Source organism: Nocardioides sp. REDSEA-S30_B4 (assembly GCF_001627265.1).
Lineage (GTDB): Bacteria > Actinomycetota > Actinomycetes > Propionibacteriales > Nocardioidaceae > Nocardioides.
The window spans coordinates 1-23,682 of the sequence record NZ_LUPI01000050.1; the positions used below are offsets into that span (position 1 = coordinate 1).

18 protein-coding genes, 1 tRNA gene and 2 pseudogenes are annotated in these 23,682 nt (G+C 72.0%); 15 read left to right on the top strand and 6 right to left on the bottom strand.

Going from position 1 to position 23,682, the window contains the following annotated elements; genetic code table 11:
• Window positions 1-191: 191 nt before the first annotated feature.
• A complete protein-coding gene (locus A6R01_RS10915; protein WP_292605757.1) occupies window positions 192-950 on the top strand; it encodes an IclR family transcriptional regulator in 759 nt (252 codons plus the stop codon).
• Window positions 947-1,900, top strand: coding sequence for a DMT family transporter (locus A6R01_RS10920; protein WP_292605759.1), 954 nt, complete (start codon window positions 947-949; stop codon window positions 1,898-1,900). The genes A6R01_RS10915 and A6R01_RS10920 overlap by 4 nt, the downstream gene beginning before the upstream one ends.
• On the opposite strand, the gene A6R01_RS10925 is transcribed toward A6R01_RS10920, so the two are convergent.
• On the bottom strand, window positions 1,846-3,447 hold the full coding sequence (locus tag A6R01_RS10925) for a metallophosphoesterase family protein (protein WP_292605761.1): 1,602 nt from the start codon (window positions 3,445-3,447) through the stop codon (window positions 1,846-1,848). The two genes, A6R01_RS10920 and A6R01_RS10925, sit on opposite strands and share 55 nt — an antisense overlap.
• Window positions 3,448-3,550: 103 nt before the next feature.
• Between A6R01_RS10925 and A6R01_RS10930 the strand changes: the two genes are divergently transcribed.
• The 4 genes and pseudogenes from A6R01_RS10930 to A6R01_RS10945 all read left to right on the top strand — a co-directional run bounded on the left by A6R01_RS10930 (window position 3,551) and on the right by A6R01_RS10945 (window position 11,933).
• Window positions 3,551-6,133, top strand: a complete 2,583-nt coding sequence (locus A6R01_RS10930; protein ID WP_292605763.1) for a hypothetical protein — start codon at window positions 3,551-3,553, stop codon at window positions 6,131-6,133.
• Window positions 6,134-6,304: 171 nt separating this feature from the next.
• Window positions 6,305-9,844: a (Fe-S)-binding protein gene (locus tag A6R01_RS10935; RefSeq protein ID WP_292605765.1), complete on the top strand. Its 3,540-nt coding sequence runs from the start codon at window positions 6,305-6,307 to the stop codon at window positions 9,842-9,844.
• 450 nt (window positions 9,845-10,294) lie between these two features.
• Window positions 10,295-10,738, top strand: a pseudogene (locus A6R01_RS18310) (CocE/NonD family hydrolase); the annotation flags it as partial.
• A gap of 73 nt (window positions 10,739-10,811) precedes the next feature.
• The gene (locus A6R01_RS10945) at window positions 10,812-11,933 is read left to right on the top strand and encodes a CocE/NonD family hydrolase (protein ID WP_292605769.1); all 1,122 of its coding nucleotides are present in this window, start codon (window positions 10,812-10,814) and stop codon (window positions 11,931-11,933) included.
• Here A6R01_RS10945 and A6R01_RS10950 read toward each other — a convergent pair.
• Together A6R01_RS10950 and A6R01_RS10955 are read right to left on the bottom strand one after the other, a co-directional pair.
• Complete coding sequence (locus A6R01_RS10950) at window positions 11,914-12,192, bottom strand: hypothetical protein (RefSeq protein WP_292605771.1); 279 nt, start codon at window positions 12,190-12,192, stop codon at window positions 11,914-11,916. The genes A6R01_RS10945 and A6R01_RS10950 overlap by 20 nt on opposite strands.
• Window positions 12,193-12,200: 8 nt before the next feature.
• Window positions 12,201-13,922, bottom strand: a complete 1,722-nt coding sequence (locus tag A6R01_RS10955; protein ID WP_292605792.1) for a sodium:solute symporter family protein — start codon at window positions 13,920-13,922, stop codon at window positions 12,201-12,203.
• Between the two features lie 412 nt (window positions 13,923-14,334).
• Between A6R01_RS10955 and A6R01_RS10960 the strand changes: the two are divergent.
• The 3 genes and pseudogenes from A6R01_RS10960 to A6R01_RS10970 form a co-directional block, all read left to right on the top strand.
• A pseudogene (locus tag A6R01_RS10960) lies at window positions 14,335-14,562 on the top strand (toxin-antitoxin system HicB family antitoxin); the annotation flags it as partial.
• A 139-nt stretch (window positions 14,563-14,701) separates the two neighbouring features.
• Window positions 14,702-15,532 (top strand): DUF4097 family beta strand repeat-containing protein, encoded by an 831-nt coding sequence (locus A6R01_RS10965; protein ID WP_292605773.1) that lies wholly within the window; start codon window positions 14,702-14,704, stop codon window positions 15,530-15,532.
• 100 nt (window positions 15,533-15,632) lie between these two features.
• A complete protein-coding gene (locus A6R01_RS10970; RefSeq protein ID WP_292605775.1) occupies window positions 15,633-15,785 on the top strand; it encodes a hypothetical protein in 153 nt (50 codons plus the stop codon).
• Between the two features lie 73 nt (window positions 15,786-15,858).
• On the opposite strand, the gene A6R01_RS10975 is transcribed toward A6R01_RS10970, so the two are convergent.
• Both A6R01_RS10975 and dcd read right to left on the bottom strand, forming a co-directional pair.
• Window positions 15,859-16,809, bottom strand: a complete 951-nt coding sequence (locus A6R01_RS10975; protein WP_292605777.1) for a siderophore-interacting protein — start codon at window positions 16,807-16,809, stop codon at window positions 15,859-15,861.
• Between the two features lie 43 nt (window positions 16,810-16,852).
• Entirely contained in the window at window positions 16,853-17,428 is a 576-nt protein-coding gene (gene dcd / locus A6R01_RS10980; RefSeq protein ID WP_292605779.1) for a dCTP deaminase, read from the bottom strand.
• 100 nt (window positions 17,429-17,528) lie between these two features.
• Here dcd and A6R01_RS10985 point away from each other — a divergent pair, with 100 nt between their 5' ends.
• From A6R01_RS10985 to A6R01_RS11005, 5 genes are all read left to right on the top strand, one after another.
• Entirely contained in the window at window positions 17,529-18,305 is a 777-nt protein-coding gene (locus A6R01_RS10985) for an SGNH/GDSL hydrolase family protein (RefSeq protein ID WP_292605781.1), read from the top strand.
• A gap of 36 nt (window positions 18,306-18,341) precedes the next feature.
• Window positions 18,342-18,417, top strand: a tRNA-Gly gene (locus A6R01_RS10990).
• An 80-nt stretch (window positions 18,418-18,497) separates the two neighbouring features.
• Window positions 18,498-19,130 carry a DUF2461 domain-containing protein gene (locus A6R01_RS10995; RefSeq protein ID WP_292605782.1) on the top strand — a complete coding sequence of 211 codons (633 nt, stop codon included), beginning with the start codon at window positions 18,498-18,500 and terminating at the stop codon, window positions 19,128-19,130.
• Window positions 19,131-19,185: 55 nt separating this feature from the next.
• Complete coding sequence (locus A6R01_RS11000; RefSeq protein ID WP_292605784.1) at window positions 19,186-19,671, top strand: nuclear transport factor 2 family protein; 486 nt, start codon at window positions 19,186-19,188, stop codon at window positions 19,669-19,671.
• Window positions 19,672-19,739: 68 nt separating this feature from the next.
• Complete coding sequence (locus tag A6R01_RS11005; RefSeq protein WP_292605786.1) at window positions 19,740-20,852, top strand: hypothetical protein; 1,113 nt, start codon at window positions 19,740-19,742, stop codon at window positions 20,850-20,852.
• Between the two features lie 58 nt (window positions 20,853-20,910).
• Here A6R01_RS11005 and A6R01_RS11010 read toward each other — a convergent pair whose 3' ends face one another.
• Window positions 20,911-21,369, bottom strand: a complete 459-nt coding sequence (locus A6R01_RS11010) for an Rrf2 family transcriptional regulator (RefSeq protein ID WP_292605788.1) — start codon at window positions 21,367-21,369, stop codon at window positions 20,911-20,913.
• 208 nt (window positions 21,370-21,577) lie between these two features.
• Here A6R01_RS11010 and A6R01_RS11015 point away from each other — a divergent pair, with 208 nt between their 5' ends.
• Entirely contained in the window at window positions 21,578-23,440 is a 1,863-nt protein-coding gene (locus tag A6R01_RS11015) for an acyl-CoA dehydrogenase (protein ID WP_292605790.1), read from the top strand.
• Window positions 23,441-23,682: the final 242 nt, after the last annotated feature.

Below are 23,682 nucleotides of genomic sequence, written 5' to 3' on the forward strand. Positions count from 1 at the left end.
CTCTCTGCCCGCTCCTCGCCGCCCCCCTCGTCCCCGCCGAGCAGGAGCACCCGCTGCGGTGACCCCGCCGCCGGTCGCCCCACCGCCGGTCGCCCCACCGCCGGTCGCCCCACCCCGCTGGTCGAGGCGCGAGGAGCGCCAGCCACGAGCCACGAGACCCCGCACCCGCCCCAGGTGAGAGCCTTCACCCCATGAGCCAGGTCCCCGCCGCGACCCGCACGCTGCGGGTGCTGCGCTTCCTGGCCAGCCAGCCCGACCCGGTGCCGCTGGAGCGGATCGCGCGCGCCTGCGACCTGCCGCGGTCGACGGCGTACCACCTGCTCGGCGTCATGGTGGCCGAGGGCTTCGTGGCCCACCTGCCCGAGGAGCACCGCTACGGTCTCGGGGTCGCGGCGTTCGAGGTCGGCAGCGGCTACACCCGCCAGGAGCCGCTGCAGCGGATCAGTCGCCGCGCGCTCGCCCAGCTGGTCGACCGCACCGGCCACAGCGCTCATCTCGCGGTCCTGCACGGCCGTGACGTGCTGTACGTCGTCGAGGAGCGAGCCCCGGGCCGACCGCCGCTCGTGACCGACGTGGGGGTGCGGCTGCCGGCCCACCTGACCGCCAGCGGCCGCGCGCTGCTGGCGGCCCTGCCCGCCGCCCAGGTGCGCGCGCTCTACCCGCACGCCGACTCCTTCGTCGACCGCACGGGTCGCGGCCCTCGCACCCCCTCGGCACTGCGGTCGCTGCTCACCGAGACCCGGCAGCGCGGCCATGCCACCGAGGACGGCGAGGTCACCGAGGGTCTGGCCAGCGTGGCGGCCGCGGTCCTCGACCACACCGGCCATCCGGCCGCGGGCATCGCGGTGACCTACCCGGTCGACGAGCAGCAGGTCGCCCCCGCCGCGCTCGCCGCCGACGTACGCCGCACCGCGCAGCTCCTCACCACGCGGCTCGGAGGTCGCCCATGAGCGCCCGTGCGCGCCTCGGCCTGCTCCAGGTCTGCCTCGCCGGTGTCCTGTGGGGCACCGGGGGCCTGGTCGTGCAGCTGGTCCGCGAGCGGGTGCCGATGCACGTCGTCACCATCAGCGCGTGGAGGATGGTGCTGGCTGCCGCCGTGCTCGCGGTGGCCGTGCTCGCCACCCGCAGCGCCCCCGCCCTCCTGCGGCTGCTGCGGGAGCACCCCCGGCGCACCGTCGTCGTCGGCACCGCGACCGCGGCCTACCAGGCCCTCTACTTCGCCTCCGTCACCCTCGTCGGCGTCTCCGTCGCGACCGTGGTGAGCCTCGGCCTGGCGCCGGTGCTGCTGACCGCGGCGGAGTCGCTCCGGCACCGCCGGCCGCCCGGCGGCACCCGGGCGCTCGTCCTGGTCGCGGCCCTCACCGGCCTGGTGCTGGTCAGCGTGGGCGCCGGCCACGGCGGCGGCACCGGCCCCAGCCCGGGCCTCGGGCTGCTGGCGGCGCTCGCCTCGGGGTCGGCGTACGCCTTCGCCACCGCGCAGGGCGAGGTGCTGGCCCGGCAGACCTCCCCGCTCGCGCTCACCACCGCCACGACGACCGTCGGTGCCGTCGGGCTGGCCCCGCTCGCCCTGCTCGTCGACGGCCCGCGACTCACGGACGACCCCGGCGCACTGGCCCTGCTCGCCTACCTGGGCGTGCTGACGATGGCGTTGGCCTACGCCCTGCTGTACGCCGGCCTGCGCACCACCTCGGGCTCGGCCGCCACCGTCGCGACCCTGCTCGAGCCCGTCACCGCGGCGGCCGTCGCCGCGGTGCTGCTCGACGAGCGCATCGGCCCGCTCGGGCTGCTCGGCACCGCGCTGGTGCTCGCCGCCGTGGCCGGTCTCGGCCGGGAGGACCCGCTCGTTCAGCCGAGCGGGACGGCCCTGGTGGCGGCACACGCCCGACCGTCCCCGGAGTAGCGCAGCTCGACGGCCTCGGCCCGACGCGGCAGGCCGCGCAGCGTGACCCGGACGCGACCCTTCCGGAGCCGGCCGGCACCGACCTTCTCCTCGCCCACCCACGCGGTCACGCGGCCGGTCGGACGGTGCCGCGGCGCCAGCAGCCTCGCCACCACGACGCCCTCCCGGCCCTTCACGCGGGTGCGCCGCACCTTGACCCGCGTCGGCAGGCCGTCCTCGACGACCTTGGTGCCGTCCTCGCCACGGGTGATGGTGAAGGCGTCCAGCAGGTCGCCCCGCTCGCGGTCGGTGGTGCTGCCCTCCCCCTTCGCACCGATGACCGAGCGGAAGACCAGCCGGTCCTGCGAGACCGAGATCGCCTGGTAGGTCGAGGTCTGGGCGTGCGCCAGCACCCGGGTCGCGTCGTTCTGCGTCCACACGTTGTCGTCGGCCGGGGCCAGCTCGTAGTACTTCGAGCCGGCCACCGAGACGACGTACGTCGGCCCCACGTGCGTGCCGGGTCCGGTCTCGTTCTCGGTGAGGTGGCCGCGGGCGTAGGTGTGGTCGTGGCCCTGGAGGACCAGGTCGATGCCGAGCTCCTCCAAGGTGGGCAGCCAGAACGCGCGCAGCTGCGGGTTGTCGCGGCCCTCGGAGGCGCTGAACACCGGGTGGTGGAAGAAGACGACCGTCCAGTCCATCGGGTTCTCGGTCAGGGCGATGCGGCGCAGCCAGATCGCCTGGTCGGGCGCGCCGAGCTGCTGGTTGGCGTTGAGGCCGATGAAGCGCACGCCCTGGTAGTCGGCGTAGTAGACGTCCTCGTGGCGCAGCAGCAGCGGCCCGTTGAGCGGGTACTCGTAGTGCGCGCGGTAGCCGGTGATGAACTGGTCACCGGAGTACTCGTGGTTGCCGGGGCTGGTCAGCGTCAGCGTCGAGGTCAGCAGCCGCTCGGCCCCGCGGAACCAATCGCCCCACTCGGGGTCGTTGTCGGCCTCGTTGATCTGGTCGCCCTCGTGCAGGGTCAGCCGGGCGTCGGGCTCCCCGCGCAGCGCCCGCCGCACGACGGGCGGCCACCAGTCGGTCAGGCCGTTCTGGGCGTCGCCGAAGTAGAGGAAGGTGAACGGCTCGCTGCCCTCGTCGGCGGTGCGCATCGGGCGCCAACGGCTCCAGCCGGCCTCGCCGCCCACGCGGTACTCGTAGGCGGTGCCCGGCTCGAGGCCGTCCATGAGCGTGCTGTGGTGCTCGGCCTCGGGCTGGGACATCGCCGACTCCTCGTGCGAGGAGGGGAACTCACCGACGAGCCGGCCACCACCGGGCAGCCGCACCTGGGCGCGGTGGTCCTCCAGCCCCGCAGCCGTGCGCCAGGTGACCATCACCGAGGTCGTGGTGTCCTCGGTCGGGTTCAGCACGACCCGGTCGGGGACACCGGTGGCCGGGTCCTCGGTCTCGGCGCCGGCGGGCGCGAGCAGGCGCTCGCCCGGAGCGACCGACTGGGTCGCCAGCGGGGTCAGCGCGAGGGCGGGGACGAGGAGCAGGGGCAGCAGCCGGGAGCGGCGGATCGGGGGACGCACGGGGCCGCACCCTGCGCACCGCAGGTGACCGAATACCCCGTTTCCCTCGACACGGATGTGAACATGTGTCAGATTCTCCGGACGTCACCTCGGAGGTCCCCCCATGCCCAGCCAGCCCCGCTCCCGTCGGTTCCCGCGCCGCGACCGCAGCCAGCACGACCCGGCCGGCCCGGCCCAGCAGTCGGCCCAGCAGTCGGCCCAGCACCCCATCGGCGGCGCCCGTCGACGTACTCCCCGGCTCGTGCTCGCCGGCGTCAGCGCCGCCGCCCTCGTGGCCGCCGTGATGGCCCTGCCCGGCCACGCGCCGACCACCCCGCGGGTGGACCTCAAGGAGCTGCACCGCGCCAGCAGCGGTGGCGGGATGACGCTGGAGGGGCCGCGCGGCGAGCGCTTCGACATCCATGGCGCCGTCGGCGACGGCGAGCGCGACGCCCTGTCCCGGGCGGGCACGTCGGCCTCCGACCCGGTGGACCCGACGACCGCCGCCGAGCGGGCGGCCTCGACGCGCTACGTCGACCGGGAGCGGGCGCTGCCGGACCCGAAGCTGCGCGGCACGCGCGCCTACCCCCGCCGCACGAAGACGCCGCGCACCAAGTACGCCCTGGCCAACGGCTGCTACACGCTCGTGCCGGGCGGGACCCCGCTCTACTTCAAACCGACCGCGCTGGGCACCTACCTCATCCAGGACCCCGACTCCCAGCTGCTCGTGCCGGGCGGCACCGTCGATGAGGCCGCGGCGGAGGCGGTGTGGACCGCCGAGCTCACCGGGAAGCAGCTGACCCTCACCCAGGACGGCGAGCCGCTCACCATCGACGGCGCCAGCTCCTTCCGCGCCACCCGGGCGTCCGGCTGCACGGCGTACCCCGAGGCCGGCGTCAACGTCCGCGGCAACCCGCACGGCGGTGTCAGCGACTTCCAGGAGGTCCGTGGGTACGTCGACGGGCACACCCACCACATGGCCTTCGAGTTCCTCGGCGGCATGGCCCACTGCGGCAAGCCCTGGGACCCCTTCGGCGCCCCGTTCGCCCTCGTCGACTGCATCGACCACACCACCACCGGCGGCTACGGCGCCGTCCTCGAGGCGGCGCTCTCGGGCAAGCCGAGCCACGACCCGGTCGGCTGGCCGACGTTCGTGGACTGGCCGGCACCGGACTCGCTGACCCACGAGGGCACCTACTACCGCTGGATGGAGCGCGCCTGGCGCGGCGGCCAGCGCATCTTCGTCAACCTGCTGGTCGAGAACAACCAGCTGTGCCAGCTCTACCCGCTGAAGCGGAACTCCTGCGACGACATGGACTCCGTGCGCCTGCAGGCCGCCCAGACCTACGCCTTCCAGGACTACGTCGACGCCCAGTTCGGCGGCCCCGGCAAGGGCTTCTACCGCATCGTCACCAGCCCCTACGAGGCCCGCGAGGTCATCAACGACGGCAAGATGGCGGTGATCCTCGGCATCGAGACCTCCGTGCCGTTCGGCTGCACCTTCAAGAACGTGCCGCTCGTCGGCGACGTCCCGGCGTGCGACGAGGAGGAGATCGCCACCCAGATCGACGAGATGCACGACCTCGGCGTGCGTCAGATGGAGATCGTCAACAAGTTCGACAACGCGCTGTCGGGCATCGCCGGGGACGCTGGCGAGACCGGGGTGCTGGTCAACAGCGCCAACTTCCTCGAGACCGGCACCTTCTGGGACATGCAGCACTGCGAACCGGAGGACGGCGAGAGCGCCGACAAGACGCAGTACGCCGCCCCGGACATCTCCGCCGGCCAGCAGGACGCGCTCTTCGGGGCCATCGCGATGCTGTCGGGGACGCTGGCGCTGCCCGCGCTGCCGCTCTACCCGACGCCGCTGCACTGCAACAGCCGCGGCCTCACCACGCTCGGTGAGTACACGATCAACGAGCTCGCGAAGCGCCACATCATCTTCGACCCCGACCACATGAGCGTGAAGGCCCGCAACGCCACGCTCGACCAGATCGAGGAGATGGGCTACCACGGCCTGATCTCCAGCCACTCCTGGTCCACGCTCGACGCCTACCCGCGCGTCTACCGGGCCGGCGGCATCATCACCGCGTACGCCGGCGGCAGCACCGGCTTCGTGGAGAAGTGGCGCTCCCACCAGGGCTGGGCGGACCCGCGCTACTACTGGGGCTTCGGCTTCGGCGCCGACATCAACGGGCTCGGCGCCCAGGGCGGCCCCCGCGGGGAGGACGTCCCGAACCCGGTCACCTACCCGTTCCGGGGGCTCGGCGGCGTACGCGTCGACCAGCAGGTGGCCGGCGAGCGGGTCTACGACATCAACGTCGACGGCGTGGCGCAGTACGGCCTCTACCCCGACTGGATCCAGGACCTCTCGCTGATCGCCGAGGCGTCGAAGAAGGGCGACGGCGCGAAGATCCTCGACGACATGTCCCGCGGGGCCGAGGCCTACCTGCAGATGTGGGAGCGCGCCTACGGCATCGCGCCCGACTCCTGCCGCAACCCCGGCAACCGGCTCCCGGTCGGCACCGTGCAGAAGAAGCTGCGCCGCGGCATGAGCACCACCACGGTGATGAAGGTCGTCGGCCAGCCCTACACCCGCCTGGGCAGGAGCTACGGCTTCTGCGCCAAGGACGGGCGGGGCAAGAAGGTGGAGCTGACCGCCACGTTCAACGGCAAGGGCAAGCTGCGCAAGGTCAAGCGCACCTGACCCTCGGCGCCACGCCGGCGACGAGCGGGCGTCGAGACCACCCACCGCCGCAAGTTACCTACCGGTAGGATCTACCTCACCCCGGACGGGCCTGACGGACATGGTCGGGCCCCCCTAGGCTCACGCGAGCACCTGTCGCCCCCTGGGCAGGTGCTGGAGACGAGGAGATCCATGCAGACCTTCGCCATCGTGGTGTCCCTGGCCTTCACCGCTGTCGCCGTCGCCATGACGGCGCGCGCGGTGCAGCAGATCGTGGCGACGGTACGCCTCGGTCAGCCGGCCATGAACCGCAGCGACAACCCCGGCAAGCGGGCGGTGACGCTGCTGAAGGAGTCCTTCCTCCACACGCGCATGCTCCAGTGGCACTGGATCGGTGCGATGCACTGGTTCATCTACGCCGCCTTCCTGGTGCTTTCGGCGGCGGTCGCGACCGGCTTCGTCCAGCTGTTCGACCCCGACTTCGCGTTGCCGATCATCGGCCACTTCTTCATCTACGAGTGGGTCAGCGAGGGCCTGGGCCTGCTCGGCACGATCGGCATCATCGCGCTGATCATCCACCGCCAGCGCAACCACCCGCGCGACAAGGGGCGCAGGAGCCGCTTCTTCGGCTCCACCCAGTGGCAGGCCTACTTCGTCGAGGCGTTCGTGCTGCTGGAGAGCTCGGCGATCCTCTTCATCCGCGGCGCGGAGTACAACCTCGGCCAGATCGACAGCGACCACCCCGAGGACTTCACCCTCTTCCACTTCCCGATCTCCGGGCCCGTCGGCGAGCTCCTCTTCCCCGCCGGCGTCGAGGGCAACGAGGCGGTCCTGGAGAACATCATCGTGATCATCGCGATGATCAAGGTCGTCCTGGCCATGACCTGGCTGATCGTCATCTCCTCCAACCTGACCATGGGCGTGGCCTGGCACCGCTTCACCGCCTGGTTCAACATCTTCTTCAAGCGCGAGTCGGTCGGCCGCGACACCGACGGCGCCACCACGGCCCTGGGTGGCATGAAGCCGCTGACCAACAACGGCAAGCCGGTCACCCTCGACGACATCGACGACCTCGACGAGGACGCCACGCTCGGCGTGGGCGCGATCGAGGACTTCTCCTGGAAGGGCATCCTCGATTTCACGACCTGCACCGAGTGCGGTCGCTGCCAGTCCCAGTGCCCGGCGTGGAACACCGACAAGCCGCTGTCGCCCAAGCTGCTCATCACCGCGATGCGCGACCACGCCTACGCCAAGGCGCCTTACCTCAAGGCGCCCGAGGGCGAGCGCGAGGCGCTCCTCGAGGGCAACACCGCGCTGGCCACCGAGGTCGAGAAGCCGCTGGTCGGCGAGACCGGCGGCCGTCTCGACGGTCTCGAGGACGGCGAGTGGTTCTACAACCCGGCCAACGGCGCCGCGGTGATCGACCCCGAGGTGCTGTGGAACTGCACCTCCTGCGGCGCCTGCGTCCAGCAGTGCCCCGTCGACATCGAGCACGTCGATCACATCATGGACATGCGCCGCCATCAGATCCTGGTGGAGTCGAACTTCCCCGCCGAGCTCAACGGTCTCTTCAAGGGCCTGGAGAACAAGGGCAACCCCTGGAACATGTCGGGCTCGGCCCGCATGGACTGGGCCAAGGACCTGCCCTTCGACGTCAAGGTCGTCGGCGACGACATCGAGGACCTCGACTCCGTCGACTGGCTGTTCTGGGTCGGCTGCGCCGGCGCCTACGAGGACCGTGCGAAGAAGACGACCCGTGCGGTCGCCGAGCTGCTCGACATGGCCGGCGTGACCTTCGGCGTCCTCGGCAACGGCGAGACCTGCACCGGTGACCCCGCGCGCCGCGCGGGCAACGAGTTCGTGTTCCAGGGCCTGGCCCAGCAGAACGTGGAGAGCTTCAAGGAGTACAAGGTCAAGAAGGTCGTCTCGACCTGTGCCCACTGCTTCAACACGCTCAAGAACGAGTACAAGGAGTTCGGTGTCGAGCTCGAGGTCGTCCACCACACGCAGCTGCTCAACCGGCTGGTGCGCGAGGGCAAGCTGACCCCGGTCAAGGACGGCGCCGGCGCCCACAAGCGCTCGATCACCTACCACGACCCCTGCTACATCGGTCGCCACAACGGCGTCTACACCCCGCCCCGCGAGCTGCTGCAGGTCCTGCCCGGCGCGGAGTACGTCGAGATGGAGCGCGCCAACGAGCGCTCCTTCTGCTGCGGCGCCGGTGGTGCCCGCATGTGGATGGAGGAGAACCTCGGCGAGCGGATCAACATCAACCGCACCACCGAGGCCGTCGGCACGGGGGCGGACCAGATCGCCGTCGGCTGCCCCTTCTGCCGCGTGATGCTCTCCGACGGCCTGACCATGAAGCAGTCCAAGGGCGAGGCCCGCGAGGAGGTCGAGGTCCTCGACGTCGCGCAGATGCTGCTGGCCTCGGTCAAGGGCGAGCAGGCCACCAAGCTGGCTCCCGGCCAGGGTGCGGCCGCTGCCCCGGCGAAGGCCAAGGCGGCCCCCGCCGGCGGTGCTGGTGGCGACACCGACGTCGCGACCAAGGCCGAGCCCGAGGCCGGCGACGTCACGGTCACCGAGGACACCGTCACCGAGACCGCGGACGCCGGTCCGGCCGCCAAGGCCTCCGGCGGCTCCTCGCTCTTCGACGACGCCTCCTCGATGCTCGACGACGAGCCCGCGGCCAAGGCCGCCCCTGAGAAGTCCGAGGACACGGGCGCGGACAAGGGTGGCGACAAGGGCGGGTCGCTCTTCGACGACGCCTCGTCGATGTTCGACGAGCCCGCCGAGAAGCCCGCGGAGAAGCCGTCCGAGCAGCAGGCTGCCGCTCCGGAGGCGAAGGCCGCTCCGGCCGAGGAGTCGCTGGGCGGTGGCTCGCTCTTCGACCTGGGCGGCGACGAGGCCCCCGCCGCGGAGGAGGAGCCCGCTGCTCCCGCCGAGGCGAAGGCCGCGCCCGCGGCCGAGCCCACGGAGGCCGACCCGGAGCCGTCCACGGACCTGGGTTCCGGTGGCTCGCTGTTCGACCTGACCGCCGACGAGCCCGCCGCGGCTGCCCCGAAGGCCGAGGAGAAGGCACCTGCGGCTGAGGAGCCGGCCGAGAAGCCGGCGGAGACGTCCGAGCCGACGGAGTCGGTCGACCTCTCGGGCGGCGGCTCGCTGTTCGACATCCCGGCCGACGAGCCGGCCCCGGCCGCCCCCGCGGCGGCCGAGACCCCGGCTGAGCCCGAGGTCGAGCAGCCCGCCGCGGAGAAGTCCGAGGAGCAGGCCGAGGAGAAGGTCGAGCCCGCGCAGGCCGAGGAGCCTGCGGCGAAGGCCGAGCCCACGCCCGCACCGGAGAAGCCGGCGGCACCCGCGGTCGACCTGGACGCGGCCGGCTCGCTGTTCGACATCGCCGCCCCGGCGAACGCCCCGGCCCCGGCCGCCCCCGCGGCTCCGGAGACTCCGGCAGCCGCTCCCGAGGCGACCGGGTCGACCGAGGCGGCTGCCCCGGAGGAGCCGGCGCAGGCGGAGCCCGAGGCAGCGGCCGAGGAGACGGCTGAGGAGTCGACGGAGGAGCCGGAGACCGCGGAGTCGACCGAGGCGGAGACGACCGAGGAGCCCGAGCCCGAGGCGTCCACCGAGGCGGCCCCCGTCGAGGAGAAGCCGAAGCCGGTCTCCAGCGGCGAGGCCCACCAGCCCCGCACGGACGCCGACATCGACGGCACGGAGTCGCTCTTCGACCTCTGAGCCGAGGAGCAGCCCGACCGGAGGGCGTGTCGTGACCCTGTGTCACGGCACGCCCTCCGGTCGTTCCGGAGCCCACGTCCCGGCGTCCAGCGGGCCGCGGCGCAGAGCGTGGACATCCGTGACGACTGTCACCGGCGCTCGTTAGCCTTCTTGACGCACCGTCAACACCGGAGGTCCCCCGTCGTGCCCGCTCGCTCCCCCCTCACCCGCTCCCGTCGCGCCCTCGGCGGGCTGCTGACGCTGGCGCTGGTCGCGAGCCCGGTCGCTGTCACTACCGGTGCGGCCCACGCCGGCACCGCCGCGACGTCCTCGCCCGCCGCCGTCGACCTCGGCGCCACGGTCACCACGGGCAAGACCACGAAGAAGAGCAAGGGCAAGGCTGCGAAGGTCTGGTCCCCCCGCAAGGAGCAGTACGCCGACACGGTCACGTTGACCGACCTCGAGATCCCGATGTCGGACGGAGTCATCCTCCGCGGCGACCTGACCCTGCCCGCCGACGCCGACGGCGAGCAGGTGGACAAGCGCTTCCCGGTGGTCGTGACGATCACGGCGTACAACAAGTCCGTGCTGGCCAACAGTGGCCTCGGCGGCAGCGACGGCGGCTACCTGGTCAAGCGGGGCTACGCCCAGCTGACCGTCGACGCCCGCGGCACCGGCTCCAGCAGCGGCCAGTGGAACGCCTTCGACACCCGGGAGAACACCGACGCCGGCGAGATCATGACCTGGGCCCACGAGCAGTCCTGGAGCAACGGCAGGACAGCGATGACCGGCCCGTCGTACATGGGCATCTCCCAGCTCTGGGCGGCCGCCGCCCAGCCCAAGGGCCTCAAGGCGATCTTCCCGCAGGTGCCCGGCGCCGACGTCTACCGCGACGTCGTGGCCAGCGGCGGTGCGATCGACGTCGGGTTCATCCCGCTGTGGCTCGGACTGGTCACCACCACCGGCCTCGTTCGGGTTCACCGCCCAGGTGATCCCGGCGGCACTGCTGGCCCAGGAGCCGGCCTACGACGGCGAGTTCTACGAGCAGCGCTCGGTCATCAACGTGATCGACCAGGTGGAGGTGCCCGCCTTCTTCGTCTCCGGCGAGTACGACCTCTTCCAGCGCGGCACCCCGCTGCTCTTCGAGGCGCTGCAGCGCAACGGCGTCCCGACCAAGCTGATCACCGGACCGTGGGACCACCTCCAGGGATCCTCGGCCGCCGACATCGGCGACGCCGGCTACGGCAGCCTCGAGGAGCTGCAGCTGCGGTGGTTCGACCACTACGTCAAGGGCAAGCGCGACAAGCGCCTGCACAAGGACATCGCGAACCTCACCTACTACGAGCAGGGCAGCGGCCGCTGGACGCGGTCGAAGCGCTGGATCGACCGCGACCTGCGGGCCCGCTCCTACCACCTCTCCGGCAGCTCCACGACCGCCCTGGTCAACGGCTCCCTCACCACCGGTACGCCGGAGGCAGGCACCGCCGACGTGCTGCCCGTGCCCGTGTCGGGCGCCTGCACCCGCTCGGCCAACCAGTGGACCGCGGGCATCCTCAACGCCGGGGCGAGCCAGTTCCCCTTCCCCAACCCCTGCTTCGACGACACCCGCGTCAACGACCTGACCGGCGTGGTCTTCGAGACCGAGCCGATGGAGCGGGCGACCGCCTTCCGCGGCCCGATCAACGCCCGGCTCTACACCTCGGTCGCCGGTGGCGGCGACGGGATGCTCTCGGTGTCGGTGGAGGACGTCGCCCCCGACGGCACCGTCAGCCGGCTGACCGGCGGCTGGCAGGTGCTCTCGCTCGCCGAGACCGACCGGCGGCGCAGCCGGAAGCTGAACGGGAAGATCATCCAGCCCTGGCACCCCTTCACCGAGGAGTCGCAAGCGCCGCTGGAGGGCATCGAGCCGGTCGACGTCGAGGTCTTCCCGACCGCGGCGAAGATCCGCAGGGGCCACCGCCTGCGCGTGGCCGTCCAGGCCTTCGACGTGCCGCACCTGCTCCCGACGCTGCCGGTGCTGCTGGGCAGCCTGTCGGTCATCACGGTGCACACCGGCCCGGAGACCCCCTCGGAGCTGACCGTGCCGTGGGTCAGGAAGAAGCGGCGCTAGCCTCCTGCTCCTCCGGCACCCGGACCGGCCGCAGCCGGGCCCACGCCACGAAGACGAGGGCCACGAGCAGCATCGCCAGCCCGGCCCAGAGGTTGGCGTTGGTGCCGCCGGTCTTGTCGGTCTCGGGGTCGGCGAAGATCCCCATCAGCACCAGGATCACGCCGTAGACACCCATGAGGGCGCCGATGATGCTGCGGATGTCGAGCAGGCCGGCCTTGTGTGTGCTGGCCGCGCCGTCGCTCGGGGTGTGCTCGCTCATGGTCACTCCTAGAAGGCCAGGTTGAGGATGATCGTCAGGACCGCGGCGATGCCGGCCAGCGGCAGGGTGCGGCGGTACCACGGGTAGGACGCCTCCGCCTCGTCGACGAGGTCCTCCTTCGGGGTCTCGGAGTAGACCAGGCCGACCAGCTCGTGGGCGGGCTTGGGCGTGGTCACCAGCGACACCGCCACGGAGACGACGATGTCGACGGCGAAGGCGACACCGGCGGCGACGAAGGCCGCGCCCTGGCCCGAGAGCGGCAGCACGCCGATCGACAGGGAGCCGAGGGTGCCCTCGGCCAGGAAGCCGACGAGGACCGCGGCGAGCGTGCCCGAGGCCAGCCCCGCCCAGCCGGCGGTGGCGGTCATCCGCTTCCAGAACATGCCGAGGATGAACGTCGCGAACAGCGGCGCGTTGAAGAAGCCGAACAGCGTCTGGAGGTAGTCCATGATGTTGGAGAAGCTCGCCGCCAGCTGCGCGGTGAAGACCGCCACGACCGTCGCGCCGACGGTGGCCCACCGGCCGACGCGGAGGTAGTAGCCGTCGGAGCGGTCCTTGACGGCGTACCGCTCCCAGAGGTCGACGCTGAACACGGTGTTGAAGGCCGAGACGTTGGCGGCCATGCCGGCCATGAACGCCGCCAGCAGACCCGCGATCGCGACACCGAGCAGGCCGTTGGGCAGCACGTCGCGCATCAGGTAGATCAGCGAGTCGTTGTAGGTGACCGACCCCTCCGCGCCGCCGCTGACGTCGCCGCCGGCCTTGACCTCGGCGATCTCCGCCACCAGGACCGCCGCGATCATGCCGGGGATGATCGTGATGAAGGGGACGAACATCTTGGGGAAGGCACCGATGATCGGCGTCTTGCGCGCCGAGGAGATCGAGTCAGTGGCCATCGCGCGCTGGACCTCGACGAAGTTGGTCGTCCAGTAGCCGAAGGAGAGCACGAAGCCGAGGCCGAAGACGATGCCGACGACCGAGAGCAGCTCGGAGTCGAAGCCCGTCAGGGCGGTGCCCGGCCAGCTGTTGAGCTGGTCGGCGGCCGGCGGCACGTCCCCCTGGCCGGCGGTCTCGGCGATGCCGTCCTTGACCCCCTGCCAGCCGCCGACGCGGTCCAGGCCGAGCAGCGTCAGCGGCGTGAGGGCCGCGACGATCACGAAGAACTGCAGCACCTCGTTGTAGATCGCGGCCGACAGCCCGCCGAGGGTGATGTAGCAGAGCACGATGACCGCCGCGATGACGACGGCCAGGAAGAGGTCCAGCCCCAGGAGCGCCTGGATGATCGAGCCGAGCAGGTAGAGGTTGATGCCGGCGATCAGCAGCTGCGCGACGGCGAAGGACACCGCGTTGACCAGGTGGGCGCCGGTGCCGAAGCGCCGCAGCATGAACTCCGGCACCGAGCGCACCTGCGAGCCGTAGTAGAAGGGCATCATCACGATGCCGAGGAACAGCATCGCCGGGATGGCACCGACCCAGAAGTAATGCACGGTCGGGAGGCCGAACTCCGCGCCGCTGGCGGACATGCCCATGATCTCGACGGCGCCGAGGTTGGCGGAGATGAAGGCCAGGCCGGTGACCCAGGCGGGCAGCGAGCGGCCCGAGAGGAAGAAGTCCACCGAGTCGGACACGCCGCGCCGGGCCATCAGGCCGATGCCGAGGACGAAGCCGAAGTAGATCGCGACGATCAGGTAGTCGACCCAGCTCGCCGAGATGATCGTGTCGCTGGCCAGGGGTGCAGGCGCGTGGAGCATGCGCTTCCTTTCCGAGAGGTGTCGCGCCCTGGGGGCTGACCGCGTGGGCCGGGCACGACCCGCCGACGGTAGGACCCGTGGACCGCGCCGTCCCCACCCCTCCGGGCACCTCGGGGACCGCCTGACACCACCTGGGCACCACCTCGGCACCATCGAGACGCCACTGTGACGTCGCTGGTGCTTGACGTGACGTCACAGTGATGTCATCGTGGTGCGCATGGACATCACGCCGTACGTCGACAGCCTGCGTCGCGACCTCCTCGCCGCCGCTGAGGCCGGCGGCCCCGAGGTCGCCGCGGCGGCCGAGCGCCTGGGCTACGCCCTCGAGCCGGCCACGCGACTCGCCCTGATGGAGGCGCTCTCCCAGGCCGCGGCCGAGATCACGGCCTCGATGCCGGCGGGCGGCGTGGACGTCCGCCTCGACGGTCGCGACCTCGACTTCGTGGTCGACGCCGCGCCCCCGGCTCCCCCGACGCCGCCGGCTCCCCCGGCGCCGCCCCGCCCCGAGGAGGTCGAGGAGGACGCCAGCGTCGCCCGGATCACCCTGCGACTGCCGGAGTCGCTCAAGACCAAGGCCGAGGACGCGGCGGCGGCCGCCGGCTCCTCGCTCAACACCTGGCTGGTCCAGGCCGTGCGCTCGGCGACCCACGAGGGCGCCGTCCACGTCGGCCCCCCCCCCCCCCCGCCGCACGGGACCGGCTCGGCCGGCCCCGCGGCCCCGCACACCCTTCATGCCCCGCCGACCACTGGAGACCGCCGTGCCCCGCTTCGAGTTCGCCACCCCCTCACCCGCCTCGGTCTACGTCGAGATCGGCCGCGGCGAGGTCCGCGTCCGCTGCGCCGAGACCCCCGGCACCGAGACCACCACCGTCACCGTCGAGGGTCGCGACGCCGACCGGGTCGACGTGCACGACCGCGACGGCCAGGTCAGCGTGGTCGCCCCCCGGGGCGGCCTGCTGTCGGCCTTCGACAGCCCCCTGGACGTCACGGTCACCACCCCGCCGCGCAGCAACGTGGCGACCAAGCTGGGCAGCGCCGGGGTGAGCGTGACCGGGCCGGCCGGCGGCGTACGCCTGCGGACCGGGTCGGGCGAGGTGAGCGTCGAGAGCCTCGACGCCCCCAGCAGCATCGACACCGGCTCGGGCGACGTCCGCGTGGACCGGGCCGGGGCCGCGCTGAAGGTGCGGACCGGCTCCGGCGACGTGACCCTGCGCGAGGTCCTCGACGAGCTGTCGGTGTCGTCGGGGTCCGGCGACGTGCACGTGGCCACGGCCGACGGCGCCGTCCTGACCAAGACCGGCTCCGGCGACCTGCGCGTCGACGCGACCTGCGCGGACGTCGCCTTCACCAGCGGCTCCGGCAGCCTCGGGATCTCCGCGATCCGCCGCGGGCGCATCTCGGCCAAGGTCGCCTCCGGCGACGTCCGGGTCGGCGTCCCGGCCGGCGTCCCGGTGTGGACCGACATCAGCTCGCTCACCGGTCGCATCCACTCCACCCTCGCCGGCGCCGGCCAGCCCGAGGAGGGCCAGGACCACGTTGAGGTCCGCGCCGCCACCGTCAGCGGCAACGTCTCCCTCCTCCAGGTCTGACCCATCCCCCGCCGAACCGGCGCGACCTTCCGGAAGGACGAGCCGGTTCGGCCTCTCGCCCACCAGCCATCACAGACCGACCACCTGCAAGGAGCTCGTCATGCTCGACCACCCCAGCACCCTCGAGGCCGAGGCGCGCGCCCGGCGTGCCGACCGCCTCGTCCGCAGCAGGCAGCCCCGGATGCCGCGCGTCACGCAGCGCCACCGCCTCGCGACCAGCCTGCGCCGCGTCGCCGACCGGCTCGACGGTTGAGCCGCTGCCGCCGTCCGGTGGTCGAGCAGCGAGGAGCGGGCGTCGAGACCACCCTCCCGCAGGAGTACGACGCTCAGGTGCCCATCGAGACGCCCTCGCGCCAGTAGCCCATGAAGGCGACCTGCCGGCGGTCGAGCCCGAGGTCGCGCACCAGCGCGCGACGCAGCCCGGTCACCACGCGCGACTCCCCCGCGATCCAGGCGTAGAGGTCGGCGAGGTCGTGGCCGACCGAGGTGGTGTGCTCGTCGAGGGAGTCGCCGGAGGAGGAGTACGTCGGGGTCTCCCACAGCCCGACCTCGACCTCGGCCTCCGGCACCTCGACCGGCGCGGCGCCCGCGCCCAGGTGACCCAGGACGGCCTCGTGCAGGAGGGACCCGACCGGCCGCCCCTCGCGCGGTAGCCAGGTGACCTCGACCCGCGGCGGGTGGACCAGCGACTGCACGTCGACCCCGAGCGGCACCTCGAGGAACGCCGCACCGGCCGCGTCCACCGGCAGCTGGGCCAGCACGGCGGCGATCGCGGGGACGGCGGTCTCGTCACCGACGAGGAGCAGCTCGGAGTCCTCGGGCGCCGCGAACTCGATGCCGCCGTAGACCACGCCCTTGCGCGGGCCCAGCAGCAGCACGCGCGACCCGACCGTCGCCGAGGCCGCCCAGCGCGAGCCCGGCCCCGCCTCGCCGTGGCCGTCGGTGCCGTGGGTGACGAGGTCGACCACGACGCGGGTGTCGGGGCCCGAGCCCAGCACGTCGCGGACGGTGTAGGTGCGCATGTGGCCGCGCTGGGCCTCGGGCAGCGCCAGCCACTCGGCGTACCAGTCCTGGCCCTCGCCGAGCACCGGGAGCGGGCCGCCCTCGTGGGGGAAGACCAGCTTGATCCGCTGGTCGTAGCTCGGTCCGACGGTGCCGAACTCCGCGAGCTCGGGGGCCGCGAGGTGGACGCGGACGAAGGAGGGCGAGAGCCGCTGCGCCAGCACGACCTCGGCCTCGCAGAGCACGAACGGGCGGGCCGTCTGGGTGATCGTCATGAGGCCACCCTAACTTAGGGTTGCCTCACCAAACCAGTAGTCCTCAGATCGAGGTGCGGTGGAAGCTCTGGAAGGAGCGCGACGGCGTGGGGCCGCGCTGGCCCTGGTAGCGCGAGCCGTACTTCGCCGAGCCGTAGGGGTGCTGCGAGGGCGAGGAGAGCCGCAGGAAGCAGAACTGCCCGATCTTCATCCCGGGGTAGAGCTTGATCGGCAGCGTCGCGACGTTGGCGAGCTCGAGGGTGACGTGGCCGCTGAAGCCGGGGTCTACGAAGCCGGCGGTGGCGTGGGTGAGCAGACCCAGGCGCCCCAACGAGGACTTGCCCTCGACGCGCGCCGCGATGTCGTCGGGGAGGGTGACGGTCTCGTACGTCGACCCCAGCACGAACTCGCCCGGGTGCAGGATGAACGGCTCGTCGCCGTCGGGCTCGACCAGCCGGGTCAGGTCGGACTGGTCCTGCGCGGGGTCGATGTGGGGGTACTTGTGGTTGTCGAAGACCCGGAAGAAGCGGTCCAGCCGCACGTCGATCGAGGACGGCTGGAGCATGCCCGGCTCGTAGGGGTCGAGGACGACCCGGCCCGCGTCGATCTCGGCGAGGATGTCCCGGTCTGAGAGCAGCACGGGGTCAACCTATCGTCCGTACGCCGGGCCGAACCCTCCCTCTCGCCGCCGGAGCCACCTCGGCGTCCGGGGACGAGGACCGCCCGGGCACGATGGGGTCGTGAGCTTCCAGCGCTACGTCGCCCTCGGCGACTCCTTCACCGAGGGCGTCGGCGACCCCGACCCGACCCGGCCCAACGGCGTACGCGGCTGGGCCGACCGCGTCGCCGAGGTGCTCGCCGAGCGCGAGCCCGACTTCGGCTACGCCAACCTCGCGATCCGCGGTCGCAAGCTGCTGCCGATCCTCGCTGAGCAGCTCGAGCCGGCCCTGGCCCTCGAGCCCGACCTCGTGACCGTCTACGCCGGCGCCAACGACATCCTGCGGCCCAGCGTCGACGTCGACATGCTCGTCGCCGCGTACGACGACGGGCTGGCGCGCCTGGCCGCGGCCGGTGCCCGGGTGGTCGTGTTCACCGCCTTCGACCCGGGCGGCTCCGCGACGTACCGCCTCCTGCGCGGCCGCTTCGCGCTCTACAACGAGCTGGTCCGCGAGGCCGCCGACCGGCACGGAGCGACCGTCGTGGACTTCTGGCGGATGCGGGAGTACCGCCACTGGGGCTACTGGGACGAGGACCGCATGCACATGGGTCCCGCCGGCCACCAGCGGATGGCCGTCGCCGTCCTCGACACCCTCGGCGTGGAGCACGACCTCGCCGTCCCCGACCCGCGCGAGATCACCGAGCTCGCCCGTCGTGAGCAGTGGCGACAGCACGCCACCTGGGTCCGCGACTCCGCCGCCCCCTGGGTGCACCGCCGCCTCACCGGCCGCTCCTCCGGCGACGGTCTCGACCCCCGCTGGCCCACGCTGGCGCGGCCGCCGCACCGGACCACCACCTGATCGTCTAGCATGTGCGCGGCTGGTCACACCGGCCGTGCGGATGTAGCTCAGTTGGTAGAGCGCGACCTTCCCAAGGTCGATGTCGCGAGTTCGAGTCTCGTCATCCGCTCCACACCCGGGACGTCATACGGACAGGACGTCCCCTCCCTCCGGACGTATGACGTCCCCCGGCCGCCACCTAGGCTCGGGGCCGTGGAGTTCCAAGGCTTTCCCGTCGCCGCGCTCGACTTCTACGACGACCTCGAGGTCGACAACACCAAGTCGTTCTGGGAGGCGCACAAGCACGTCTACGCCGAGTCGGTGAGGGCGCCGATGACCGCTCTGTGCGCGTCGCTCGAGCCGGAGTTCGGCAAGGCCAAGATCTTCCGCCCCTACCGCGACGTCCGGTTCGCGAAGGACAAGACGCCCTACAAGACACACCAGGGGGCCTACGTCGGCGTCGGCCCCGCGACCGGGTGGTACGTCGAGATCAGCCCGCGGGGCCTGCGCACCGGCGCCGGCTTCTACGAGGCCTCAGGCACCCGCCTGGCCGCGTTTCGCGAGGCGGTCGCCCACGACACCTTCGGCCCCGAGCTCGAGGCGCTGGTCGCCGAGCTCGAGAGCGCCGGCTTCGAGGTCGGCGGCGACACCCTCAAGACCCAGCCGCGCGGCTTCGACGCCGACCACCCGCGCATCGGGCTGCTGCGGCACAAGGCGCTGACACTCGGTCGGCAGCACGGCTTCGAGCCGGTGATCCACACCCCCGAGGCGCTGGACCTGGTGCGCGAGGACTGGCGCACGCTGCGCCCGTTCGTGGAGTGGGTCCAGCGGCACGTCCGGGACTGAGCGACGCACGTCCGACCACTAGAACACGTTCCAGTTCCGGCGTACGATCCCGCGGGTGAGCACCTCCACCGACGCCTCCCGTCCCGCCGCGATCACCTCCGACGCCATCGACTGGCGCGCCGCCACCGACGAGCACCCGGCCCGGATGGCCTCGATGCGCTCCTACTCCGCGGTCGCGAAGGGCGACCTGGCCGAGTGGCTGACGGTGTACGCCGAGGACGCGGTGCTCGAGGACCCGGTCGGGCCCTCCATGTTCGACCCGGAGGGCCGCGGCCACCACGGCCACGAGGGGATCAGGGCCTTCTGGGAGCTGGCGATCGCGCCGATCGCGACCTTCGAGTTCACGATCTCCGACTCCTTCGCCAACGCGGGCAGCAACACCTGCGCCAACATCGGCTCGATCCGCACGTCGTTCCCCGACGGCTCGCACACGACGACAGACCTGATCATGGTCTACGTCGTCCACGACGACGGCCGCGTCGCCTCCATGAAGGCGTTCTGGGAGCCCGAGCGGACGATGGCCACCTTCACCAAGGCTTAGACCGCGCGACGGCCGGGCCACCACCGGCCGTTCACCTGCCGCTCCCCTGCGCCGGCCACCCTGCGGGCATGGCCAAGCGCAGGTTCGTGATCCACATCGGCCTCCCCCACGCAGGCGGAGGCTCCCTCGCCGGGGCGCTGAGCGACCACGCCGCCGCCCTGGCCGAGGTCGGCGTCCGCGTCCCCGCGCGCAGCGCCGACGAGGCGCGCCGCGCCGCTCTGGAGCTGCGACGGTTGCACTCGACCTACGGCTTCAAGCGCAAGGAGGTCGAAGGCACCTGGGCGCTGCTGTGCAAGCGGGCCCGCAAGGAGGGGGCGAAGTCGCACGACGCGGTCGTCGTCTCCGACGACCTGCTCGCCGGGGCCAGCCGCGAGCAGATCGCCCTGCTGCTGGACAGCCTGGCCGGCTTCGAGGTCCACGTGGTCGCCGTCCTCGCCGACCCCGCCCGACAGCTGGCGGCCGCCTGGACCGACGCGGTGCGCGCCGGCTCCGAGCTGGAGCTGCGCCGCTACGCCCGGCGGGTGCTGGACCCCGACCGTCGCCTCGACGAGGCGGCCACCTTCTGGGCCGACCAGGACGTGCCGGCGGTCCTGGACCGCTGGGCCGCCGAGCTGCGGCGTCCGGACCGCGTCCACGTCGTCGTCCCCGGCACCGAGCAAGACCCCGCGCGGGCGGGCTGGGCCACGATCGCGCGGCTGGTCGGGGCCGACGCGGACGCGCTGCCCGTGACCGCGACCGCCACCGCACCCGACGCGGCCTCGCTGGCCGTGCTGCGCGACGTCAACGCCTCCGTCGACGGCCGCGCGGACCGGCGTACCCAGCGCCAGCTCGTCGAGGCCCACCTGGTCCGCAGCACCGACGCTCCCACCGCGGTGCCCGCCGACCTGCACGAGGAGCTGACCGAGCTCGCCGAGGCGTGGGGCAAGGCGCTGGCCGAGGGCGGGTACGCCGTCACCGGGGACGCCTCGGACCTACTGCCCGCCGCCGCGCCGGTCGCGGCCCCGGCCGACCCGACGCTCGAGGAGCGCCTCGCCAGCACCACGGACGCCCTGGCCGACCTGCTCGTCGAGCTGGCCCGCACCCGGGAGCGCGCCGAGGAGCTGCAGAAGCGCAACGCCAAGCTGGAGCGGAAGAAGGCCAAGCTCCGGACCCGGCTGGCTGCGGCGCTCGCCGAGGGCTGAGGGACTCACGCTCGAGAACGGGTGGTCTCGACGTCCGCGACCACCGGGGCGCGAGGAATCAGTGCGGCGCCCAGGCGTCCTCGTCCGCCGTACGCCGGCTCACGCACTCCGGGAGCCGCTGGTCGGCCAGCTCCTGGATCGAGACGTGCTCGAAGACGTCGCGCAGCGAGCGGCGCGCGGCGATCCAGACCTGCTGCAGCGGCTCGGCCCGGTCGTTGTACTCGACCGCCTCGGGCCGCAGGCCGTAGACCGATACCAGCGGCCCGTCGACGGCACGGATGACGTCGGCGACCGTGACGTCGCCCGCCGCCCGGGCCAGCTTCCAGCCGCCGGACTGACCACGCTGGCTGATGACCACGCCGGCGCGACGCAGGTCCGCCAGGATCGCTTGGAGGAAGTTGCGCGGGATGTCCTGCAGCTTGCCGAGCTCCTCGGCGCTCACCGCCGCCCGATCGGCGCGGGTGGCCATCTCGATGAGGGCTCGCAGCGCGTAGTCGGACTTGGCGGACACACGCATGAGGTCCAGTGTGTCAGACGAGTCGATCAGATCACTCGACTTCGTGGACTTGGCGGCCGCGATCGCGTTACCACACAGGCGTTCCGCACCACCCCGAAGTGGTTGCACGCTAAGTTACCCACGCGTATCATTATGTTACCGGCCAGTAGTACGCCGACGTACTGCCCTGCATGCGAAGCCGGTTCCCGAGAACAGAAGGTGGGCCCCCGTGAGCCACTACAAGAGCAACCTGCGCGACATCGAGTTCAACCTCTTCGAGGTGCTGGGCCGCGACGAGGTCCTCGGCACCGGTCCGTTCGCCGAGGTGGACGGCGAGACCGCCCGCGAGGTGCTGGCCGAGGTCGAGCGCCTCGCCCGCGAGGACCTCGCCGCGTCGTTCGTCGACGCGGACCGCAACCCCCCAGTCTTCGACCCGACCACCAACACCGCTCCGCTCCCTGAGTCGTTCAAGAAGTCCTACCAGGCCTGGATGGACTCCGAGTTCTGGCGCCTGCAGACCTTCGCCGAGCTCGGTGGCACCCCCGCGCCCCCGACCATCTCGTGGGGCATCGGCGAGCTCGTGCTCGGCGCCAACCCCGCCATCTGGATGTACGGCGCCGGCCCGATGTTCGCGGGCGTGCTGCACCGCAACGGCATCGAGCGTGACAAGAAGATCGCGCAGATGATGATCGACAAGGGCTGGGTCGCCACCATGGTGCTCACCGAGCCCGACGCCGGCTCCGACGTGGGCGCGGGCCGCACCAAGGCCACCCCCAACGAGGACGGCACCTGGAACATCGAGGGCGTCAAGCGGTTCATCACCTCCGCCGAGTCCGACCTCTCCGACAACGTCATCCACCTCGTGCTCGCGCGCCCCTCGGGCGTCGAGGGCGCCGGCGGCCCGGGCACCAAGGGCCTCTCGCTCTTCATCGTCCCGAAGTTCCACTTCGACCTCGAGACCGGTGAGCTGGGCGAGCGCAACGGCGCCTACGTCACCAACGTCGAGCACAAGATGGGCATCAAGGTCTCCAACACCTGCGAGGTCACCTTCGGCGACCCCGCCGTCGGTGGCGGCGAGCCGGCCCGCGGCTGGCTGCTCGGCGAGGTCCACGACGGCATCGCCCAGATGTTCCAGGTCATCGAGAACGCCCGCATGATGGTCGGCACCAAGGCCATCGCGACGCTGTCGACCGGCTACCTCAACGCGCTGGAGTTCGCGAAGTCCCGCGTCCAGGGTGCCGACCTGACCCAGTCCGGTGACAAGACCGCCCCCCGCGTGACGATCACCCACCACCCCGACGTGCGCCGCTCGCTGATGACGCAGAAGGCCTACGCCGAGGCGATGCGCTCGCTGGTCCTCTACACCGCGTCCTGGCAGGACCGGGTCGCCATCGCCGAGCACAACGGCGAGGAGGACAAGCTGGCCGAGGCCGTCAACGACCTGCTGCTCCCGATCGTGAAGGGCTACGGCTCCGAGCGCTCCTGGACCCTGCTGGGCACCGAGTCCCTGCAGACCTTCGGCGGCTCCGGCTTCCTGCAGGAGTACCCCATCGAGCAGTACGTCCGCGACGCCAAGATCGACACCCTCTACGAGGGCACCACCGCGATCCAGGGCCAGGACTTCTTCTTCCGCAAGATCGTCAAGGACCAGGGCAAGGCGCTGGGCCACCTGGCCGGCGAGATCCAGGCTTTCCTCGACGCCGAGGGCGGCAACGGCCGCCTGAAGAACGAGCGCGCCCTGCTGGCCACCGCCCTCGACGACGCCAACGCCATGGTCGGTCACCTGATCAACGACCTGATGTCGGCGCAGGAGGAGATCCGCAACATCTACAAGGTCGGCCTCAACACCTCGCGTCTGCTGATGACGCTCGGTGACGTGGTCTGCGCCTGGCTGCTGCTCCGCGGCGCCGAGGTGGCCTTGGAGAAGCTCGGTGGCCCCGACGGCGGCGGCAAGGACAAGGCGTTCTACGAGGGCAAGGTCGCTGCGGCCCAGTTCTTCGCCCAGAACGTGCTGCCCAAGCTCGCCGCCGAGCGCGCGATCGCCGAAGCGACCGACCTGTCGCTGATGGAGATCGACGAGGCGTCCTTCTGAGCCCAGACTCAATGTCTAGCCTCGACGCCTGAGCTCGACGCCTGATCCGGCGTACGACGGCCCGCTGCCCCTCCGGGGTGGCGGGCCGTTGCGCGTGGTGGCCTGGCAAGGTTCATCGGCCGGCCGACAGACCCTGACGTGGGCGGAACCTGTCAACCTGCGTGGAGTCGGTCGCGGTTGGTTTCTTGGTTGATGGCCACTTGGGCCATAGGGGTCGGTACCCGGGGCGGGCCGGCGAACCG

Coding starts and splice junctions, on each gene's coding strand:
- A6R01_RS10915 (WP_292605757.1), top strand. CDS start 192: ATGAGCCAGGTCCCCGCCGCGACCCGCACGCTGCGGGTGCTGCGCTTC.
- A6R01_RS10920 (WP_292605759.1), top strand. CDS start 947: ATGAGCGCCCGTGCGCGCCTCGGCCTGCTCCAGGTCTGCCTCGCCGGT.
- A6R01_RS10930 (WP_292605763.1), top strand. CDS start 3,551: ATGCCCAGCCAGCCCCGCTCCCGTCGGTTCCCGCGCCGCGACCGCAGC.
- A6R01_RS10935 (WP_292605765.1), top strand. CDS start 6,305: ATGCAGACCTTCGCCATCGTGGTGTCCCTGGCCTTCACCGCTGTCGCC.
- A6R01_RS10950 (WP_292605771.1), bottom strand. CDS start 12,192: ATGAGCGAGCACACCCCGAGCGACGGCGCGGCCAGCACACACAAGGCC.
- A6R01_RS10970 (WP_292605775.1), top strand. CDS start 15,633: ATGCTCGACCACCCCAGCACCCTCGAGGCCGAGGCGCGCGCCCGGCGT.
- A6R01_RS10975 (WP_292605777.1), bottom strand. CDS start 16,809: ATGACGATCACCCAGACGGCCCGCCCGTTCGTGCTCTGCGAGGCCGAG.
- A6R01_RS11005 (WP_292605786.1), top strand. CDS start 19,740: ATGGCCAAGCGCAGGTTCGTGATCCACATCGGCCTCCCCCACGCAGGC.
- A6R01_RS11010 (WP_292605788.1), bottom strand. CDS start 21,369: ATGCGTGTGTCCGCCAAGTCCGACTACGCGCTGCGAGCCCTCATCGAG.